Genomic DNA, 17,248 nt, shown 5'->3' with positions numbered 1-17,248 from the left:
ATATAGGAGATATTTTGAATAAATTTACTAGATCTTTTGCGCTAAAAATAACAGGCGCCCTACTCATCTCAAGCGTAGCAGTAAATGCACTTTTTGCTAAAACTGAAGATGAGGCGAGTGCGAAACTTGAAGCACTTTCAAAACTTACAAAAACCATCTCAACTGTTGAAAAATACTACGTTGATGACATTAAATTTAAAGAGATAATTGACAAAGCCATCGCTGGTTTGATGCAAAATTTAGATGCTCACTCGAGCTTTTTAAATGAAAAAGCATATAAAGATATGCAGGTGCAAACAAGCGGAGAATTTGGCGGACTTGGCATAACAGTTGGCATGAAAGATAGCGCACTAACCGTTATCTCGCCTATCGAGGACACTCCAGCTGATAAAGCAGGCATAAAAGCTGGCGATATCATTTTAAGGATCGATGGCAACTCAACTATCGGCACAACGATAGATGAAGCTGTAAATAAGATGCGCGGCAAGCCAAAAACTCCGATAACAATTACGATTTTGCGAAAAGGCGAGCAAAAGCCATTTGACGTAAAGATCATAAGAGATCTTATAAAGGTTGAGTCTGTCTATGCAAAAATGATAGAAAACGATAACATCCTTTATATACGCGTCACAAATTTTGACAAAAACGTCGTCACAAAGGTAAAAGAGGCGATCAAAGAGCATCCTAAAGCAAATGGCATCATACTTGATCTTAGAAACAACCCTGGCGGTCTTTTAAATCAAGCTGTTGATCTAGTGGATCTTTTTGTAGATAACGGTATCATCGTATCTCAAAAAGGTCGTGATGCATCTGAAAATGTAGAGTATAAAGCAAGCGCTAGCAAAACCTTATCAAAACTCCCACTTGTAGTGCTGGTAAATGGCGGAAGTGCAAGCGCTAGCGAGATCGTAAGTGGCTCACTGCAAGATCACAAGCGTGCGGTGATAATTGGCGAAAACACTTTTGGTAAAGGCAGCGTTCAAGTAATCCTACCAATAGACGATACAGAAGCGCTAAGACTAACCATCGCAAGATACTACTTACCAAGTGGCAGAACTATCCAAGCTGTTGGCGTCACGCCTGATGTAGTCGTGCATCCTGGCAAAGTGCCACAAAGTGATGATAGTGCATTTAGCATCAAAGAGAGCGAACTAAAAGCGCACCTAAAGAGCGAGCTAAACAAGATAAATCCAACAAGCGAGGGTAATAAAACTGAAACAAAAGATGATAAAAATATAATCACACAGAAAAAAGTTGATGAGGATATTCAGTTAAAAACAGCGATTGATACGATCAAAATTTTAAAGATAAAACAACAATAATCTAAAGGAGAACAACATGCAAAAAAGAGAGCTTATCTACGAGGGAAAAGGCAAGAAAATGTACGCCACAGACGATCCAAATCTACTTGTGGCTGAATTTAAAGACGATCTAACAGCATTTGATGCTCAAAAAAGAGGCAACGAAGCTGGCAAAGGCGCACTAAATAACAAAATCTCTACTCAGCTTTTTAAACTGCTAGAGAGCAAAGGTATCGTGACTGACCTAGTTGAAACGATCAGCGACACTGAGCAAGTGGTCAAAAAATGCGAGATCATACCTCTTGAAGTTGTTGTGAGAAATATCGCAACTGGCTCACTTAGCAAAAGGCTTGGCATAAAAGAAGGCACAGTTTTACCTTTTACACTTGTTGAGTTCTACTACAAAAACGACGATTTACACGATCCACTAGTTACTGATGAGCACTGCATCATCATGGGGCTAGTAAAAAGTGAAAAAGATCTTCAAACTCTAAGACACACAGCAAGAGAGATCAACTCTATCTTATTTAAATTCTTTGCAGAGAGAAATTTAAAACTGGTTGATTTTAAAGTTGAATTTGGTATCGACAAAGATGGCAACATTATCTTGGCTGACGAGATAAGCCCTGATAGCTGCAGATTTTGGGATGCTACAACAAACGAAAAACTTGACAAAGATAGATTTAGACAAGACCTTGGTAGCGTAAAAGTAGCTTACGAAGAGGTTTTAAGAAGAATTCTTTCTTAAGGACAAAGATGAAAGCTGTCGTAAATATAGCATTAAGAAGCGGGGTCTTAGATCCTGCTGGTAAGGCAGTAGAGCACGCGCTAAATTCGCTTGGATTTAGCGGTGTTTCAAATGTCAGGATAGGCAAACAAATCGTTTTAGACATCGACGAGAGCGATAAAAACAAAGCAAAAGAGCAGCTAAAAGTGATGTGCGAAGAGCTTCTAGCAAACACCGTCATCGAAGACTATGAGATCGTGCTATGAAAGTAGCGATCATACTTTTTCCTGGCACAAACTGCGAAGAAGACACAGCTCACGCCTTTAAACTACTTGGCTGCCAAACGCAGATCATCTGGCACAAAGAAGATAAGATCGATGCTGATCTAGTCGTTTTGCCTGGCGGTTTTAGCTACGGCGACTATCTAAGAACGGCTGCGATAGCTAAATTTAGCCCAGCAATGCAGGCTGTAAAAGAGCATGCAAAAAAAGGTGGCTACATCCTAGGAATTTGCAATGGCTTTCAGATGCTTCTTGAGCTTGGACTTTTAAAAGGTGCAATGAGAAGAAATGAAAATTTAAATTTTGTCTCAAAATACCACCATCTAAAAGTGATCTCAAATAACAATAAATTCCTAGCAAATTTAGCCAAAAACGAAGTGGTAAATATCCCTATCGCTCACGGCGAGGGCAACTACTATACCGACAAAGATACGCTAAAAAGCCTATATGACAACGAACAAGTTTTACTAAAATACTGCGACAGCCACGGCAATGAGATAAATCCAAATGGCTCAGTTGATAGCATAGCTGGGATTTGCGATGAGAGCAAGAGGATATTTGGTCTTATGCCTCATCCAGAGCGCGCTTGTGAGAAAATTTTAGGTACAGATGATGGCATGAAGATGTTAAAAGGGCTAGTTTGGTAAAACGAACACTTTTTATCGCCCTACTCGCGCTAAATTTATTTGCCGCAAACACTGATGAAGTCAGCGTTTTTGACATGATGGATGAGGCAAGAGAGGATAAATTTGTAAATAGCCCAAGTTCAAAGCCACAAACAAAGACTCCAAGTGAAGAAGATATATCAAGAAAGCTCGTCTCTCCACGCTCTATCGCCCCACAGCCAGAGCGTATCACTCCAGAGCAGATGCGAAATATCGTGCCGACAAACGAACCAGATATCAGCGTCCCTGATAATCAAGTCTATGACAAGATCAAAATAAAAGACCTCCTTTTAAAAGCGACAAATATCCCTAAAAATGTCATAGTAGGAGAAATTTTTAGCGTTGAGATCGTAGCTGATACGCAAAGTGACCTTGAGTTTGAGTTTGAGACACAGCTTGATGAGACAAATATCAAATGGCTAAATAAGAAGAATTTTCAATGGGTAAAAGGCGATGAAAACAAATACATCGGCACTTTCTACCTTGAAGCAACGAGCATTGACGCAAAGACTTTACGAGTTAGCTTGGATCTAAAAAGAAATGGTGAGAACTATCAAAACTCAAACATAAATATCTTTTTACCAAAGCTAAAAGAGCTTAGAAGTGACGAAAACTACAACCACATCGTCGCTGACAACCTTGAGGTAAAGAAATTTAAAACGACTAAATTTGATGATATAAACAACATCATGGTCGTTGAAATTTATGGCAACAATGTCGATCTAAGCGCCTTTAATATCGAAAACAAAACGATCCTAAAGCAAGGCGTAGATACGATAAATGGCGACTTTAACTCGCAAAGTGCATATTATTTTGCAGTATTTAAGCCAAACAAAAAGACGCTTGACTTTAACTACTACAACCTAAAAAAAGCTAAATTTGAGAGCTTTTCGCTGCCTGTGAGCGTCGAAGAGGATGAGGTTAGTACGCAAATCGGGCTAAATCCAAAACAAAGCGAATTTAGCACCTACAAAGATATCACGATCTACTCTTTGGTTGCTATCTTTATCTTGCTAGCGATCTGGCGTAGAAAGCTAAGCTACTTCTTTGTAGCGGCCGTTTTTATCGCACTTGGAATTTACACTTACAATCCTTTTGGCAAAGCAGTGCTTAAGCCAGATGTGAGCGTCACTATCTTGCCAACTAAAAATTCAACCGTTTTTTATACATCTCGAAAAAATGAAAATGTTGAAATTTTAGACACAAAAGATGACTACTCAAAAATTTTATTCGCAGATGGCAAAATCGGCTGGGTAAGAAAGGGTGATCTTGTCAAAAATTAGAGCTTTTTTCTTTTCTATTGAATTTGTGATAAGCGTCGTTATTGTCGTATTTTTTATGTGGCTCTTTAACTCAAAAAATAGAGCCATAAGAAAATTTTGGGGCAGATCGCAGAGGTTTTTTGGCGGATATAAGCTTGAAGTGATCGGCAAATTTAGCGACGAAGCAAATATCTTGCTGATAAATCACCAAAGCATGCTTGATATCATCGCACTTGAAGAGATCCATCCTAAAAATATATGTTGGATCGCAAAGGCGCAGATAGGTAAGATCCCGATCATCGGTAAAATTTTGAGCCTTCCTAAGATGATAGCAGTCGAGCGAGAAAATAAGCACTCGCTAATAAAGCTTTTAAGCGAAGCAAAAGACAGAGTGGAAAATGGCCGTGTTTTAGCGATATTTCCAGAAGGCACAAGGTCTCAAACCAAAGAGCTACTACCATTTAAAGGTGGCGCAAAACTGCTAGTTGAAAAGCTAAATTTAAAGGTTCAGCCTATCGTGATCGTTGGAAGCGATGCGATGAAAGTGAAAGAATTTAGCTTTAAAAAGGCCGACATCAAGCTCTTTTGCCTTAATCTAGTCGATACCTCAAAACAAAACTGGCTAGAGGCGACTAGAGAGAGCATGCAAAAAGTCCTAGACGAAAATAGAAAATAAATTTAGCTTTGTAAATTTACTATTAAAATTTCATATTTCTAAAGCAAATCACTGTAAAGGTTTAAAGTCATAAGGCTACAAAGCAGATGTTAGTGTGATATTACCTTGTAAATTTATACAAATCATATTAGTAAAATTTTACTTGCCAGCGATTTGTTTGATATTTTTTATAAGTTTTTTGTATATCAAAGCATGTGTCCAAATTTGCTTTTACCACCATGAGCAAGAACCAATTCACGCAGTAGATGGACTTGCTCCCTATATCGTTAAGTACAAAAATTACTGCATCTTACTAGCGCCTCGCTCATATTAGTTAAGCTATATTTTATTATGAGTGTTAATTTTACTTAATATACAAAAATTTGCTTTGACAATAAAATCCACTACTTAGCCAAAACTCTTACTAGCTGCTTCTTATTAGCCGTAGGCTTTTATTTGGCCATAAATGTGGTTTGTGATTGTGGCAATAATAAAAAATAGAAAAATTTAAATTTAAATTATAGAAGTGCGACAACTATTTGGCGGAGAGCTCCGCCAAATTTAGTTTTTCTTAAAAAATCTCAATACTTTTGCTTGAAATTTAAAATGCTCTGAAAGCTCCATTATCGGATATGCTCCAGCGTATTTTTTGCCTCCAGGCAGGTCTTTACTAACGCCTCCGCGTGCTGCGATCTGAGCAAAGTCGCCCACTTTTACGTGTCCAGCTGAGCCGCTTTGTCCGCCCATGACGACGTTTCTGCCTAGCACTGTTGAGCCAGCAAGTCCAGTTTGTGAGACGATGAGGCAGCCGTTTCCAAGCTCGCAGTTGTGACCTATTTGAACAAGATTGTCTATCTTTGTGTAGTTTGCGATCATCGTGCTTTCAAAAACGCCACGATCTATCGTCGTGCAAGCGCCGATCTCGACAAAATCGCCCAAAACAACATTGCCATTGTGATAAATTTTCACATGCTCGCCAGTTTTTGTATGCGCATATCCAAAGCCGTCGCTACCTATAACGCAGTTTGCTAGCAGGTGACACTCATTGCCGATGACGCAGTCATTGTAGATGACGACGTTTGGGTGGATGATGCAGTTTTTACCGATAGTTACGTTATCGCCCAAAAACGCCCCAGCCATCACTATTGTGTTTTCGCCCACACTCACGTTTGAGCCGACATAGACATTTGGCATTATCTTTGCGCTCTGGGCGATATTTGATGGTTTTGGCTCGCAAAAAAGCGGCTTAGCGTAAATTTTACTAAGGATAGCAAACGCAAGGTGCGGGTTGTCGCACACAAGCGCTACCATGCCAGCTGGCACTAAGTCCAAAAGCGATTTTGTCACCAAGATGGCTCCAGCGTTTGAAGTGCTTATAAATTTAGCATTTTTCTCGCCATCGCAGTATGTTAGCTCAGCTTTATTTGCGTTTTTTAAAGAATTTAGAGCAAAAATTTCAAGATCTTCTCCGCTAAAAGTAGCATCTACTTTTAAGGCTATTTCGCTTAGTTTCATCATATATCCATTATCACAGATCCGCCGCGCACGACATCAACTGGGTTAAATTTCTTTATTGACTTCAAAAAACTCTCTACCCTGCTCGCATCGTCAGCCACCATGACAACGATGTAGTTTTCATTTGTGTTTGTGACGATGCCATTGTATGTCTTTAGTATCGCCTCAAGACCAGCAAAATTTTCACCAAGCGGAATTTTCACAAGTGCCATCTCTTTTTCGACAAATTCGCCACTTTCTATGACTTTATATGTTGGTATGAGCTTGTGAAGCTGTTTTACGATCTGCTCCAAAACTCTCTCATCGCCGCTTGTGACGATGCTTAGTCTTGAGAAGTTGCTCTCAGGTATCGGAGCAACCGTGAGCGTGTCGATGTTGTAGCCCCTGCCCGCAAAAAGTCCAGAAATTCTAGCCAAAACGCCATGTTCATTTAAAACTATAACCGAAATCGTTCTTCTGATACTCATTTTTCTTCCTTGCTCTTTAATATCATATTATAAATCGCAGCCCCTGCTGGAACCATAGGAAGCACGTCCTCAAAGCGGTCGATCCTCACGTCGATAAGAGCTGATTTTTTACTCTTGATCGCCTCTTTTAACGCCTTTTTAAACTCATCTTTACTCTTGCAAACAAAGCCAACGCCGCCAAATCCCTCAGCGATCTTTACAAAATCAGGCTGAAGGCTAAGGTCAGTCGATGAGTAGCGCTTTTCATAGAAAAATGTCTGCCACTGGCGCACCATGCCTAGGAAGTTGTTGTTTAAGATGATGTTTATGACAGGGACATTTGTCTCATAAGCGGTCATTAGCTCTTGGATATTCATAAGTATCGAGCCATCGCCTGTGAAATTTACAACCAAATGCTCAGGCATAGCGCACTTTGCTCCGATCGCTGCAGGGAGGCCATATCCCATCGTGCCAAGACCGCCACTTGTGACAAGCTGCCTTGCGCGGTTAAATGGATAAAACTGCGCTACCCACATCTGGTGCTGACCAACGTCAGTTGCGATGATAGCCTCAGGGCCAACTATCTTTGCGGTCTCTTCAACCACCCATTGAGGCTTTAAGACCTTGTCACTATCTGTGTAGCCAAGAGGATTTAGCTTTTGATATCTATCTAAAATTTCTCTCCAAGGCGCATAGTTTTTAGGCTCACCTTTCACCTCCTCATAAAGCTCGCTTAGCACGTTTGTAAGGTCGCCAACTATCGGATAGTGAGCGTTTATGATCTTTGAGATAGAGCTTGGATCGATGTCGATATGAATGATCTTTGCATGTTTGGCAAACTCGTCAGTTTTGCCTGTGACCCTATCGCAAAATCTAGCTCCAAGCGAGATAAGAAGGTCACACTCGCTAAGCGCCATATTTGAAGCGTAGCTGCCGTGCATGCCTGCCATGCCTAAATTTAGCTCATCTTTTGCGTCAAGCACGCCAAGAGCCATAAGTGTCTCAACCGCTGGGATGCCAGTTTTTTTCATAAATTTACGTATGATCTCGCTTGCTCCAGATGCGACTGCGCCACCACCGATGTAAAGAAGTGGTCTTTTTGCTTCATTTATCGCAGCTGCGGCTTTTTTTATCTGCTTAGAGTTGCCTTTGTATGTCGGCTTGTAGCTTGGGATAGAAATTTCTTTTGGATAGACAAAGTCGCCAAGCTTTGAAGTTACGTTTTTTGGGATATCGATATGAACTGGTCCTGGGCGGCCTGATCTTGCGATGTAAAACGCCTCTTTTATGATGCGAGGTAGCTCCTCGACGCTATTAACCAAGAAGTTGTGTTTGACACAGGGGCGTGAAATTCCGACTGCATCGATCTCTTGAAAGGCATCTGTGCCGATCATAAAGGTTGGTACTTGACCGCTTATAAGCACAACTGGGATACTGTCGCTGTAAGCCGTAGCAAGACCTGTCACTGCGTTTGTAAAGCCAGGACCGCTTGTTACAAATGCAACGCCTACTTTTCCGCTAACCCTAGCGTATCCGTCTGCTGCGTGCACGGCTGCTTGCTCGTGGCGAACCAAGACGTGTTTAAAATAAGTTTGTTTATATGTCTCGTCGTAGATATTTAAAGCTGCACCGCCAGGATAGCCAAAAACTATCTCAACGCCCTCTTCGTGCAAGGTTTCGCTTATCATCTGCGAACCAGAAATTTGTTTTATCATCACTTTAGCCTTTTGATAAATTTATCGCAAATTATATCCCAAAGCATTTTAAATCCATTTTAACTTTTTAGCGAAATTTGGGCGTTATCTTAAATTCTTTGAAAAAATTTTAACACTGGAGCAAGGATATTACAAAGTATTTTACATATAATTTAACGTAATATTTTTAGTATTTTTATAAATTTGGCAAATTTAGAGCAAAACTTAGAAAATAGGCAGAGGGGCTACAACCAAATTTAATCCAGCCAATCCAGCCAATCCAGCCAATCCAGCCAATCCAGCCAATCCAGCCAATCCAGCCAATCCAGCCAATCCAGCCAATCCAGCCAATCCAGCCAATCCAGCCAATCCAGCCAATCCAGCCAATCCAGCCAATCCAGCCAATCCAGCCAATCCAGCCAATCCAGCCAATCCAGCCAATCCAGCCAATCCAGCCAATCCAGCCAATCCAGCCAATCCAGCCAATCCAGCCAATCCAGCCAATCCAGCCAATCCAGCCAATCCAGCCAATCCAGCCAATCCAGCCAATCCAGCCAATCCAGCCAATCCAGCCAATCCAGCCAATCCAGCCAATCCAGCCAATCCAGCCAATCCAGCCAATCCAGCCAATCCAGCCAATCCAGCCAATCCAGCCAATCCAGCCAATCCAGCCAATCCAGCCAATCCAGTAACCAAATTTAACCCAGTAACCCAGAAAATTTGGCTAGAAATTTCACAAAAAAAGCAAGAAATTTTATATTGAAGCGTAAAAATAGCCTTAAAATAAGCCATTTTTAAGCGCAAAAACCAATATATTTTAAATTTAAAAGTAAATTTGACCTAACCAAAGAGAGCAAATTTAAATTTGTAGATGAAATTTAGCCCAAATAAAGCACCAAAAAAATTTAAAATTTAACTTCATCTCTTATCAAATTTAGCTTTTTTACCGCCTCGTCAAGATCATCAGAGCTTACAAAAACGCTAATGTTTTCATTTTTCTTATAGACCTTGTCGTAGTATTTTGTGAGTAAAATTTCAGCCACTTTGGCGATGTCATTTTCATTAAATTTAGCCACAGCCTCATCTCTGGCCTCTTTGTCAATAAAGGGCGAAATTTTCTTTATGCACTCATCAAAAAAGGCTTTATCCACACTTTTATAGTCGCTTGTGATGCAAAAAATTCTATTCTCCAAGCTCGCACTAACCTCGACGCAGATGCCGCTTCGCATCGCCTCATAAAGGCTTTTTGGAAGCGTTAGCGAGCCGATCCTTCTGCTCTCGCCCTCGATAAAGCAAATTTGATCTTTTAGTGCAGAAAGCTCCTCAAATAACGCATCTTCAAAGCTTTTTTGGCTAGGCTGCGCGCCATTTATCGCGCCAAAGACTGAGCCTAGGTGGTTTGCCATCGCTTCAAGGTCGATTGACGGCGAGAGTGCCCTTATTAGCTTGCTTTTATAGCAGCCGGTGTTGCCAAAAAGAGTGATAAATTTCGTGCTTAAAGGACGCTCTAAAAACTCTAAAACATGGTTTCTATATGCCTTATAGCCGCCATTTAGCCTAAAAACCCTATATCCTATCATGCTTAGCACAAAACCAACCGAGCTTGATCTAAGCCCGCCCTTTGCGCAGTAGATGCCGATCGCAGAGCCGACCTTAGCCCTTTTATAGACCTCGTCGATGATATTTTGCAAATTTTTGCAGATGTATTTTGCGCCAAGGCTCTTAGCTAGGGCCCTGTCGCTTTTATAGATCGTGCCTACCTCTTTGTGCTCAGCATCATCAAGCGCGTATAAATTTAGAGCATCTTTTATGTGCGAGTAGGCATACTCATGCGGCGATCTAGCGTCTATCAGGACTTCAAACTCGCCTCTTTTTTCAAGCCACTGCTCGATATCAAGCTCAAATAACGCCACTAAAAGCCTTTTTTAGCTTTTGATAAAGCGGATGAAACGGCGTGCCATTTACCCTGACATCGGCGATCGTTGTGATGAAATTTGTATCCCCGCTCCACCTTGGTACAAGGTGATAGTGCACGTGCTCAGCTATGCCAGCGCCTGCTGCCTTGCCTAAATTCATACCGATATTTACGCCTTGCGCGTGAAGCTCGCGCTTTAAAATTTCAACCCCAAGCCTTACAAATTTACTCATCTCAAACCACGTCTGCTCGTCAAGCTCCTCGATCTTGTCGGTGTGATGGTTTGGTATGATCATAAAGTGTCCTGGCGAATATGGGTATAAATTCATGATCCCAAAGCAGTGCTTAGCACGAAAAAGCACGCCATTTTTCTCATCGTCCTCTTTTGAATTTATGATCTCGCAAAAGACGCAACTATCTTTTTTTGTGCTGAAATACTCGCTTCTCCAAGGGGCACAAAGGTGCTGCATCACTCGCCCTCCTTTATCTTTTTAACGGCATTTTTTATATCATCTTGCCTCATGAAATGCTCTCCTATCAAGAAGGCATCAACTCCGATCTTGTTTAGCTCGCAAAGCTGCTCATGCTCGTAAAGTCCGCTTTCAGCGACTATTATCTTGCCGTTTGGCAAAAGCGGCACGAGCTTCTCACAAAGGCTCATATCCATCGTAAAATCATCTAAATTTCTATGATTTATCCCTATTATATTTGCTCCTGCAAAGACCGCCTTTTTCACATCGCTCGCGTCATGGGTCTCTACTAAGACCTCAAGCCCCAAGTGGTGCGCGTACTCAAGTAGCTCTTTTAGCTCGCCTTGAGTTAGCGCCTTGGCGATGAGCAGGATAAAGTCCGCTCCATAAACAAGTGCTTCTAAAATTTGATACTTATCAACGATAAAGTCTTTTCTAAGGATAGGCCTTGAGGCGTAGCGGCGAACTTGCGTGATATACTCGATGTCGCCCTTAAACCAGTGAGGCTCTGTTAGGATACTAAAAGCATTTGCATATTGCTCGTACTCCTGAGCGATCTTGATCGGCTCAAAGTCCTCTCTTATCACGCCTTTGCTTGGGCTTGCTTTTTTTATCTCGGCTATTATCTTTATAGGCTCATCTTTGCTTGATCTAAGTGCGCCTAGAACATCTCTTGGCACGTATGGGTTATATGCTAGAGAGCGACCTAGCCACTCTTGTGGATAGTCAGCTTTTCGCTTTTTTAGATCCTCTTTTGTCTTTTTTATGATCTCATCAAGTATCATTTTTTAAGCCTTTTGTTTAAATTTATTATGCAGCGCTCGATTAGATGTAGGTGCTCTTTTGCCTCTTTTGAAGTCCTAAAATCAACATCTTTCATCGCGTGAATCATTATGCCCTTTGCCTTTTTGCACTCGCCAAGCTTGAAGTACCCCCACGCTAGCGAGTCCTCATAGTAAGGCGAGTCTGGCGAGATCTCAAGCGCTTTTTGCACCATCTCCACACCCTTTCTTGGGTCTATCTCATGATCAATTAGCAAGTAGCCGTAGTAGTTAAAAAACATATCGTTATTAAGCTTTGGAACGCTAACTTCAAATTTATCTAAGATATCAGTGATTTTTTTCTCATCTAGGCTATCTTTGTTCATCTCATACTCGTAGATGGCGGCCTTTGCCAAGAAATTTAGATCCCTGCTGTCATTATAAATTTTAACAGCCAAAACGTATGCATCGCCAAAATTTCCAGTAGCAGCGTAGAGATCCATCAGCGTGGCGTCGTTGTAGCCATATTTTTTCAAAATTTCAATAGCCGCTTTGTAATTTTTAGCATAGACAAAATACTGCACGATCTTGTCAAGATAAGATGTGTCGTGAGTGATGTCGTAGATCTCTTCAAAAAGTTCGATCACCTTTGGGAAATTTCTTTGCTGAGAGTAAATTTCAGCCAAAAGCTCACATGTCTTTTGAGTGCAGCCCTGCTCCTCACGGAATTTCTCGAGGTATTTTGTCGCATCATTTACATTATCCATGCGGTTTAAAAGGATATCAACGATGCGGAGTAAATTCTCCTCTTCAGGCTTTAGCGAGTATGCCTCTTCAAAGTATTTTAGCGCCGTTACCGTATCATTTTGCATCATGCAAATGGTGCCAAGCATGAGCAAATTTTGAGCATTTGGCTCTTTTGTGGCAAGCTCTTGCATCAGCTCTTTTGCCTCGTTTAGCTTAGAGAGATTGACTAAATTTGCAACCTTGATCCTGATAAAATCGCTATCATCTTTTAAACTCTTTTCGCCCTCAGCCATGAGACTATCTAAATTTTCATTTTTTGTAGCAAAGGCTAGCTTGATCGCCTCTTTTAGATAGGTCTTTTGATTTGTCTCTTTAAAAAGCCCAAGATAGGTCTGGATGCTAGCATTTACATCGCCACTATCTTGCGAGATGAGAGCTTGCATTAGGCGTAAATTTACACTTTTGTTATCATCTGCAAGCAGATGTGTGCTAAAAAATACGCTTATAAAAATTATTAAAATTTTACGCCAATGCATTCTGCTCTTAGCTCCTTTAAATTTTTTTTAAAATAATCCCAAAACGGAAATGTCCTGCACTGCTTAGGTCTTAGCTCATAGACCGAGCAGTTTTTATTTTTCTCATCAAAAAATATGCAAGCAAAACCGTCATCATAAGGCTTTTCTTTTATGCTTCGCCTAAGCCCGACACGTATTAAAAATTTGCTCTCAAACTCATCTTTTGGCATACCAAAAGCGGCACAAAATTTTAAAATTTCACCCTCATCTATCCAGATGTAGCCGCTCTCGCCAGTGCAGCATTTGCCCCCGCAACTCTCGCAAAAGCTAGGATCAAACTCATAGCTAAAACCATCAGCCCTCACGCGATCTCCTTGTAAGAGATGCTGTTTGTATCTGCTTTTTTAAAGATCTCGCTTGCCTCTTTCGTGTGCGCGCCATCCTCGCTCATCACAAGAGGCGGCAGGACTTTTAGCTTTGAGCTTGAGTTGTTTCGCACTTCAAGCAAAGCCAAATTTGCTGGCTTATCCTTTTTGGTATGGATAAATTTTAAGCTCACCAAATTTAGCTTATACTCTTTTAAGCAAGCCACTATCTCGCTAAGATCATCTGGCGCATAGCAAAAAAACGCCCTTTTATGTGGCTTTAAATTTACGCTTATGCCTCTTATAAAATCCTTTAAATTTAGCGAGCTTGCATATCTGCTAACTTTTATGTGCTCATTTTGGCTTTTTGTAACACCGTCATGATAAAAAGGCGGATTTGAGATTATTAGATCAAATTTCTCACTATCTTTAAAATTTGCAAAATCAGCCGTTATGGCTCTAGCCTCTAGGCAGTTGCTATTTGCGTTAAAGATTGAAATTTCGCTATTTAGCTCCAAAATGTCAAGCATACTTAGATCTATCTTTTTAAAGTCACGCTTAATCAAAAGTCCAAGTATCCCGCACCCTGCTCCAACGTCCAAAACTCTACCAGAAATTTCGCCAAAGCTCGCGCAAATAAAATCATAAAGAACGAGCGTATCGCTGTTGTAGCGATAGCCATTTTCAAGCTGGGCTAAGATCATCTATAAACCTTGATGATAAAGCCGCGCGTCACATCTTTTACGATCACTTCAGAGCTAAAGCTGATCCTTGCAAAGTCGCCAAATTCCTCTTTTATAAGCTCAGCCGCAGCCTTTGCACGCTCTTTACCAACGCCGTAATTTACGTAGTTGTTTAGCTTGCCAAGGTCATCTTTTTTGATATTTTGAGCGACATTTGATGGGATGACAAAATTTTTCTTATCCACGATCGGGATGATCTCATACATATAGTTTGAGTTAAATCTCTGTAAAAACTCGCTCACTCTGTTTTTGCACATTATGCTGACCTTGTCTTTTGCGTCCATGTCGTCACACTCGATGCTAGAGATGAGGACGAGCTTTGTTGGGGTTTCAGGCTTTGTCGTGGCTTGTAAGATATTTTTTAAATTTACATTTTCATTTTCAAGCTCGTCTTGTCTGTTTAAATTTTGCTCGATATCTTTTTGAAGCTCGATGATCTGGGCATTTACGGCTCCGCCTTTATGACCGCTAGAGCTTAGCTCACTTATCTTTGAGTTTAGCCGTTCGATCGTCTTATTGCTCTCGTTTAGCTTTTGTTTTGCATTTTCTAGTTCATTTTGCAAGCTTAGTAAATTTTTGCCGCCACTTTTGTTGTTGTCGGTTAAAAAGGTTGAGGTATCGACTATCTTTTTTTGTAGCATATTTATTTGCTGACGCAAAATTTCATAGTTTTGCATATCGATCTTTAGCGTTCTTTTTTGCGTTTCTAGCTCGTTTTGCTTGGCGAGGAGCATCTGGCTTGTCTTTGTGACATTTTCTTCAAGCTCTTTTATCTTCGCATCTTTTAGATCAAGTTTTGAGATTAAATTCTTTAGCTCGCCCTCGTTTGAGCCAAGTTTTTGTGACTGCAAAGAGATAGTTTGGTTTTGATCAAATAGCGTTTTTATAAATTTAGTTGTCTTTGTATCGAGTGCTTTTAGCTCCTCTTGGCTCTTTTTAAAGCTCTCTTCGCTTAAACTTAGCTTTTTACTTAGCTCATTTAGAGTTGAGTTTGCGTCTAAATTTTGCTTTTCAAGCTTTTTATTTAGAGCATTTGCCCTCTCAAGCTCTTTTTTAAGCGAGCTTATATTTTCATTTGCAAGCTTGTTCTCTTGCTCGCTTTTTAGGCTCTTTTGTTTTAGATCATCAAAGCTTTTATGAAGTGCCGCAAGCGAGGCATTTAGCTCTAAATTTTTGCCATTATAGCTTTGTGCCATTAGATCTTTTGAGTTTAAATTTTTCTTGATCTCTTCAAGCTCGTAAATTCTATCTTTTAGTGCAGTCTTGTTTGACTCAAGAGCCTCCTGCAGATCGATTATCTTGTTTGCCTTTTTAGAAAGCTCATCCTCCATAACGCTCTTTTGTGTCTCAAAGCCATCATTTAGCGCATTTATCTCTTTTTCGTAGCTAAATTTTTGAGTGTCGGCGTCATTTTTAACTCGCTCGATCTCCTCTTTTAAAAGCAAAATTTCTTTTTTCTCGCCTCTATCTTTTTCACTTTGAGCTTTTTCATACTCTTTTATAAGAGCCTCTTTTTGCGCAAGTGTCGCATTTAGCTCGTTATTTTGCTCTTTTAAAGCAGTGTAGTTTGCCTCAAAGCTCTCTTTAAATTTATTAAAGCTGGCCTTGGCATCTTTAAGTTTGCTCTCATCGCCATTTCTAGCGTCATTTATCGCATTTTCAAGGTCGATTATCTTTTTCTCGTAGGCCTTTGAACTCTCTATCATATCAGCTTGCGCTTCATTTAGGCGCTTTGTCAAAGCTTGGATATTTTCAAAGTGTTGCGCCTCAAGCTCGCCAAGAGCCTTTTGATTTTTTTCTACTATCTCATTTTTTTCATTTTCGATATTTCTTTTCATCTCTGAAATTTTACTTATGAAGTCTAAATTTTTCTCGCTCATATCGACATTATCAGCGGCCAAAATTTCATTTTTTTTGCTTAACTCGCGCACTTGCTCTTGAAGCTCTTTAACATTGTCTGATAAATTTAGATCCTTATCATCAACAAAATTTTGCATGTAGCTTTTTGGCGTGATGTAGCCGCCATACTCGTAAAGATCGTCTTTGCTTACATATCTTTGCTTCTCTTCTTCAGGAAGATCATCAAAATTTATAGAATAAATCGTTTGATTAGTATCTTTTGGCGCCTCGTCCTCTTTTTGAAATTTCAAAAATGAGAGAGAAAAGCCAGCTATCAGACAAACAATAGCTAGTGCGATTTTATTTATCAAGCTTGTGCCTTGCCTTTTAAGATGTCTTTGATGACGCTATGAGCGTGATTTAGTCCGACTACTATCGAGCCGCCATTTTTTAAAACGATGTCGCCTCCCACATATAGTCCTGGCACGCTGCTTTGGTAGCTGCTATCAACTATCGGAGTGCCTTTTTCATCAGTTTTTATCTGACATTTTTGTAAAAAATCAACCGGACTTGAGCCACCGATCGCATAAACAACCCTGTCATAGACACGAATTTTGCCATTTTCATAATGCACTCTTACCTTGCCTGATTCGTTATCGATCTCGGTTATATCGTGATTTAGCCTTACTTTTATCTTATTGTGCTTCTCAAGCTCCCAAAGAGCGGTTAAATTTGTCTCATTTACACGGCTAAATTTATCTTTTCTGTAAGCGATCGTCGTTTTGTTGTACTGGCAAAGCTCGATAGCGTACTCAACCGCAGAGTTGCCACCACCCACAACTAGCACTTTTTCGCCGTTTGTGCAGTTATCAAGGTTAAAATTTACAACTGAATTTAGTGATGGCGGGATCTTATAATCAGGCTTGTTTGGTCGTCCCATTTTGCCGATAGAGACCATCACGTTTTTGGCTTCATAGACAGCTTTTGAGGTAGTTACTTTAAAGATTTCGCCCTCTTTTTTTACGCTTTCAACCTCAGAATTAAAAAAAGCCTCGATATTCTCAGAGTCAAGTAGCTTGTCAAAATAATCAAGCGTGCTCTCTTTTGTGCCATCTTCAAACGAAACTAGCCCATGTATCGTGCTATCTTGCCCTTTATACTCTTTATCCACGCGTTTATTATCTTTATAAAATTTTCTTATAGTCTGGCTGTGGTTGTCGCCTTTTTCAAGGAGTAAAACATTACTTAAGCCATTTCTTTTAGCCTCAACTACGCTAGCTATGCCACAAGGTCCGCCGCCAACTACTATTAGATCATAAATATTTGCCATATTTTTCTCCAAATTTT

18 protein-coding genes are annotated in these 17,248 nt (G+C 40.4%); 6 read left to right on the top strand and 12 right to left on the bottom strand.

Annotated features, from left to right (window positions below; genetic code table 11):
- Positions 1 to 47: 47 nt before the first annotated feature.
- From CVT00_RS04520 to CVT00_RS04495, 6 genes are read left to right on the top strand one after another with little or no spacing between them, the layout of a single operon-like run.
- Entirely contained in the window at positions 48 to 1,322 is a 1,275-nt protein-coding gene (locus CVT00_RS04520; RefSeq protein ID WP_230853806.1) for a S41 family peptidase, read from the top strand.
- A gap of 16 nt (positions 1,323 to 1,338) precedes the next feature.
- On the top strand, positions 1,339 to 2,049 hold the full coding sequence (gene purC, locus CVT00_RS04515) for a phosphoribosylaminoimidazolesuccinocarboxamide synthase (protein ID WP_009293856.1): 711 nt from the start codon (positions 1,339 to 1,341) through the stop codon (positions 2,047 to 2,049).
- Positions 2,050 to 2,057: 8 nt separating this feature from the next.
- Complete coding sequence (gene purS, locus CVT00_RS04510) at positions 2,058 to 2,294, top strand: phosphoribosylformylglycinamidine synthase subunit PurS (protein WP_009293857.1); 237 nt, start codon at positions 2,058 to 2,060, stop codon at positions 2,292 to 2,294.
- Complete coding sequence (purQ, locus tag CVT00_RS04505) at positions 2,291 to 2,956, top strand: phosphoribosylformylglycinamidine synthase I (protein ID WP_107915566.1); 666 nt, start codon at positions 2,291 to 2,293, stop codon at positions 2,954 to 2,956. The genes purS and purQ overlap by 4 nt, the downstream gene beginning before the upstream one ends.
- On the top strand, positions 2,950 to 4,257 hold the full coding sequence (locus CVT00_RS04500; RefSeq protein ID WP_107915564.1) for an SH3 domain-containing protein: 1,308 nt from the start codon (positions 2,950 to 2,952) through the stop codon (positions 4,255 to 4,257). Before purQ ends, CVT00_RS04500 begins: the two co-directional genes overlap by 7 nt.
- Positions 4,244 to 4,912, top strand: coding sequence for a lysophospholipid acyltransferase family protein (locus CVT00_RS04495; protein WP_107915562.1), 669 nt, complete (start codon positions 4,244 to 4,246; stop codon positions 4,910 to 4,912). The genes CVT00_RS04500 and CVT00_RS04495 overlap by 14 nt, the downstream gene beginning before the upstream one ends.
- A 540-nt stretch (positions 4,913 to 5,452) precedes the next feature.
- Here CVT00_RS04495 and lpxD read toward each other — a convergent pair.
- The 12 genes from lpxD to CVT00_RS04435 all read right to left on the bottom strand — a co-directional run bounded on the left by lpxD (position 5,453) and on the right by CVT00_RS04435 (position 17,231).
- Positions 5,453 to 6,406, bottom strand: coding sequence for a UDP-3-O-(3-hydroxymyristoyl)glucosamine N-acyltransferase (gene lpxD, locus CVT00_RS04490; RefSeq protein WP_107915560.1), 954 nt, complete (start codon positions 6,404 to 6,406; stop codon positions 5,453 to 5,455).
- Positions 6,406 to 6,867, bottom strand: coding sequence for an acetolactate synthase small subunit (ilvN, locus tag CVT00_RS04485; RefSeq protein WP_223227413.1), 462 nt, complete (start codon positions 6,865 to 6,867; stop codon positions 6,406 to 6,408). The genes lpxD and ilvN overlap by 1 nt, the downstream gene beginning before the upstream one ends.
- 2 nt (positions 6,868 to 6,869) lie before the next feature.
- Positions 6,870 to 8,564, bottom strand: coding sequence for an acetolactate synthase large subunit (locus tag CVT00_RS04480; protein WP_230853805.1), 1,695 nt, complete (start codon positions 8,562 to 8,564; stop codon positions 6,870 to 6,872).
- Positions 8,565 to 8,771: 207 nt separating this feature from the next.
- Positions 8,772 to 9,338 (bottom strand): hypothetical protein, encoded by a 567-nt coding sequence (locus CVT00_RS04475; RefSeq protein WP_196376890.1) that lies wholly within the window; start codon positions 9,336 to 9,338, stop codon positions 8,772 to 8,774.
- 113 nt (positions 9,339 to 9,451) lie between these two features.
- On the bottom strand, positions 9,452 to 10,459 hold the full coding sequence (gene mnmH, locus CVT00_RS04470; RefSeq protein ID WP_103636839.1) for a tRNA 2-selenouridine(34) synthase MnmH: 1,008 nt from the start codon (positions 10,457 to 10,459) through the stop codon (positions 9,452 to 9,454).
- Positions 10,446 to 10,931: an HIT family protein gene (locus CVT00_RS04465; RefSeq protein ID WP_103636860.1), complete on the bottom strand. Its 486-nt coding sequence runs from the start codon at positions 10,929 to 10,931 to the stop codon at positions 10,446 to 10,448. The genes mnmH and CVT00_RS04465 overlap by 14 nt, the downstream gene beginning before the upstream one ends.
- Positions 10,931 to 11,716: an indole-3-glycerol phosphate synthase TrpC gene (trpC, locus tag CVT00_RS04460; RefSeq protein ID WP_087583171.1), complete on the bottom strand. Its 786-nt coding sequence runs from the start codon at positions 11,714 to 11,716 to the stop codon at positions 10,931 to 10,933. The genes CVT00_RS04465 and trpC overlap by 1 nt, the downstream gene beginning before the upstream one ends.
- On the bottom strand, positions 11,713 to 12,975 hold the full coding sequence (locus tag CVT00_RS04455) for a tetratricopeptide repeat protein (RefSeq protein ID WP_107915556.1): 1,263 nt from the start codon (positions 12,973 to 12,975) through the stop codon (positions 11,713 to 11,715). Before CVT00_RS04455 ends, trpC begins: the two co-directional genes overlap by 4 nt.
- On the bottom strand, positions 12,954 to 13,319 hold the full coding sequence (locus CVT00_RS04450) for a YkgJ family cysteine cluster protein (RefSeq protein ID WP_103575896.1): 366 nt from the start codon (positions 13,317 to 13,319) through the stop codon (positions 12,954 to 12,956). Before CVT00_RS04450 ends, CVT00_RS04455 begins: the two co-directional genes overlap by 22 nt.
- Complete coding sequence (locus CVT00_RS04445; RefSeq protein ID WP_107915554.1) at positions 13,316 to 14,023, bottom strand: tRNA1(Val) (adenine(37)-N6)-methyltransferase; 708 nt, start codon at positions 14,021 to 14,023, stop codon at positions 13,316 to 13,318. Before CVT00_RS04445 ends, CVT00_RS04450 begins: the two co-directional genes overlap by 4 nt.
- The gene (locus tag CVT00_RS04440; RefSeq protein ID WP_107915552.1) at positions 14,020 to 16,272 is read right to left on the bottom strand and encodes a vesicular transport factor Uso1p; all 2,253 of its coding nucleotides are present in this window, start codon (positions 16,270 to 16,272) and stop codon (positions 14,020 to 14,022) included. Before CVT00_RS04440 ends, CVT00_RS04445 begins: the two co-directional genes overlap by 4 nt.
- On the bottom strand, positions 16,269 to 17,231 hold the full coding sequence (locus tag CVT00_RS04435; protein WP_103558145.1) for an NAD(P)/FAD-dependent oxidoreductase: 963 nt from the start codon (positions 17,229 to 17,231) through the stop codon (positions 16,269 to 16,271). Before CVT00_RS04435 ends, CVT00_RS04440 begins: the two co-directional genes overlap by 4 nt.
- Between the last annotated feature and the right edge of the window lie 17 nt (positions 17,232 to 17,248).

Source organism: Campylobacter concisus (assembly GCF_003048675.2).
GTDB classification, from domain to species: Bacteria; Campylobacterota; Campylobacteria; order Campylobacterales; family Campylobacteraceae; genus Campylobacter_A; species Campylobacter_A concisus_F.
Note: the sequence above shows the minus strand (reverse complement) of the source record. Positions and strands in the feature narration are given on the sequence as shown.

Bases quoted from the DNA above. Each gene is read 5' to 3' on its own strand.
- purC (WP_009293856.1), top strand. From the start codon at position 1,339: ATGCAAAAAAGAGAGCTTATCTACGAGGGAAAAGGCAAGAAAATGTAC.
- purS (WP_009293857.1), top strand. From the start codon at position 2,058: ATGAAAGCTGTCGTAAATATAGCATTAAGAAGCGGGGTCTTAGATCCT.
- purQ (WP_107915566.1), top strand. From the start codon at position 2,291: ATGAAAGTAGCGATCATACTTTTTCCTGGCACAAACTGCGAAGAAGAC.
- lpxD (WP_107915560.1), bottom strand. From the start codon at position 6,406: ATGAAACTAAGCGAAATAGCCTTAAAAGTAGATGCTACTTTTAGCGGA.
- CVT00_RS04475 (WP_196376890.1), bottom strand. From the start codon at position 9,338: ATGGCTTATTTTAAGGCTATTTTTACGCTTCAATATAAAATTTCTTGC.
- CVT00_RS04465 (WP_103636860.1), bottom strand. From the start codon at position 10,931: ATGCAGCACCTTTGTGCCCCTTGGAGAAGCGAGTATTTCAGCACAAAA.
- trpC (WP_087583171.1), bottom strand. From the start codon at position 11,716: ATGATACTTGATGAGATCATAAAAAAGACAAAAGAGGATCTAAAAAAG.
- CVT00_RS04455 (WP_107915556.1), bottom strand. From the start codon at position 12,975: ATGCATTGGCGTAAAATTTTAATAATTTTTATAAGCGTATTTTTTAGC.
- CVT00_RS04445 (WP_107915554.1), bottom strand. From the start codon at position 14,023: ATGATCTTAGCCCAGCTTGAAAATGGCTATCGCTACAACAGCGATACG.
- CVT00_RS04435 (WP_103558145.1), bottom strand. From the start codon at position 17,231: ATGGCAAATATTTATGATCTAATAGTAGTTGGCGGCGGACCTTGTGGC.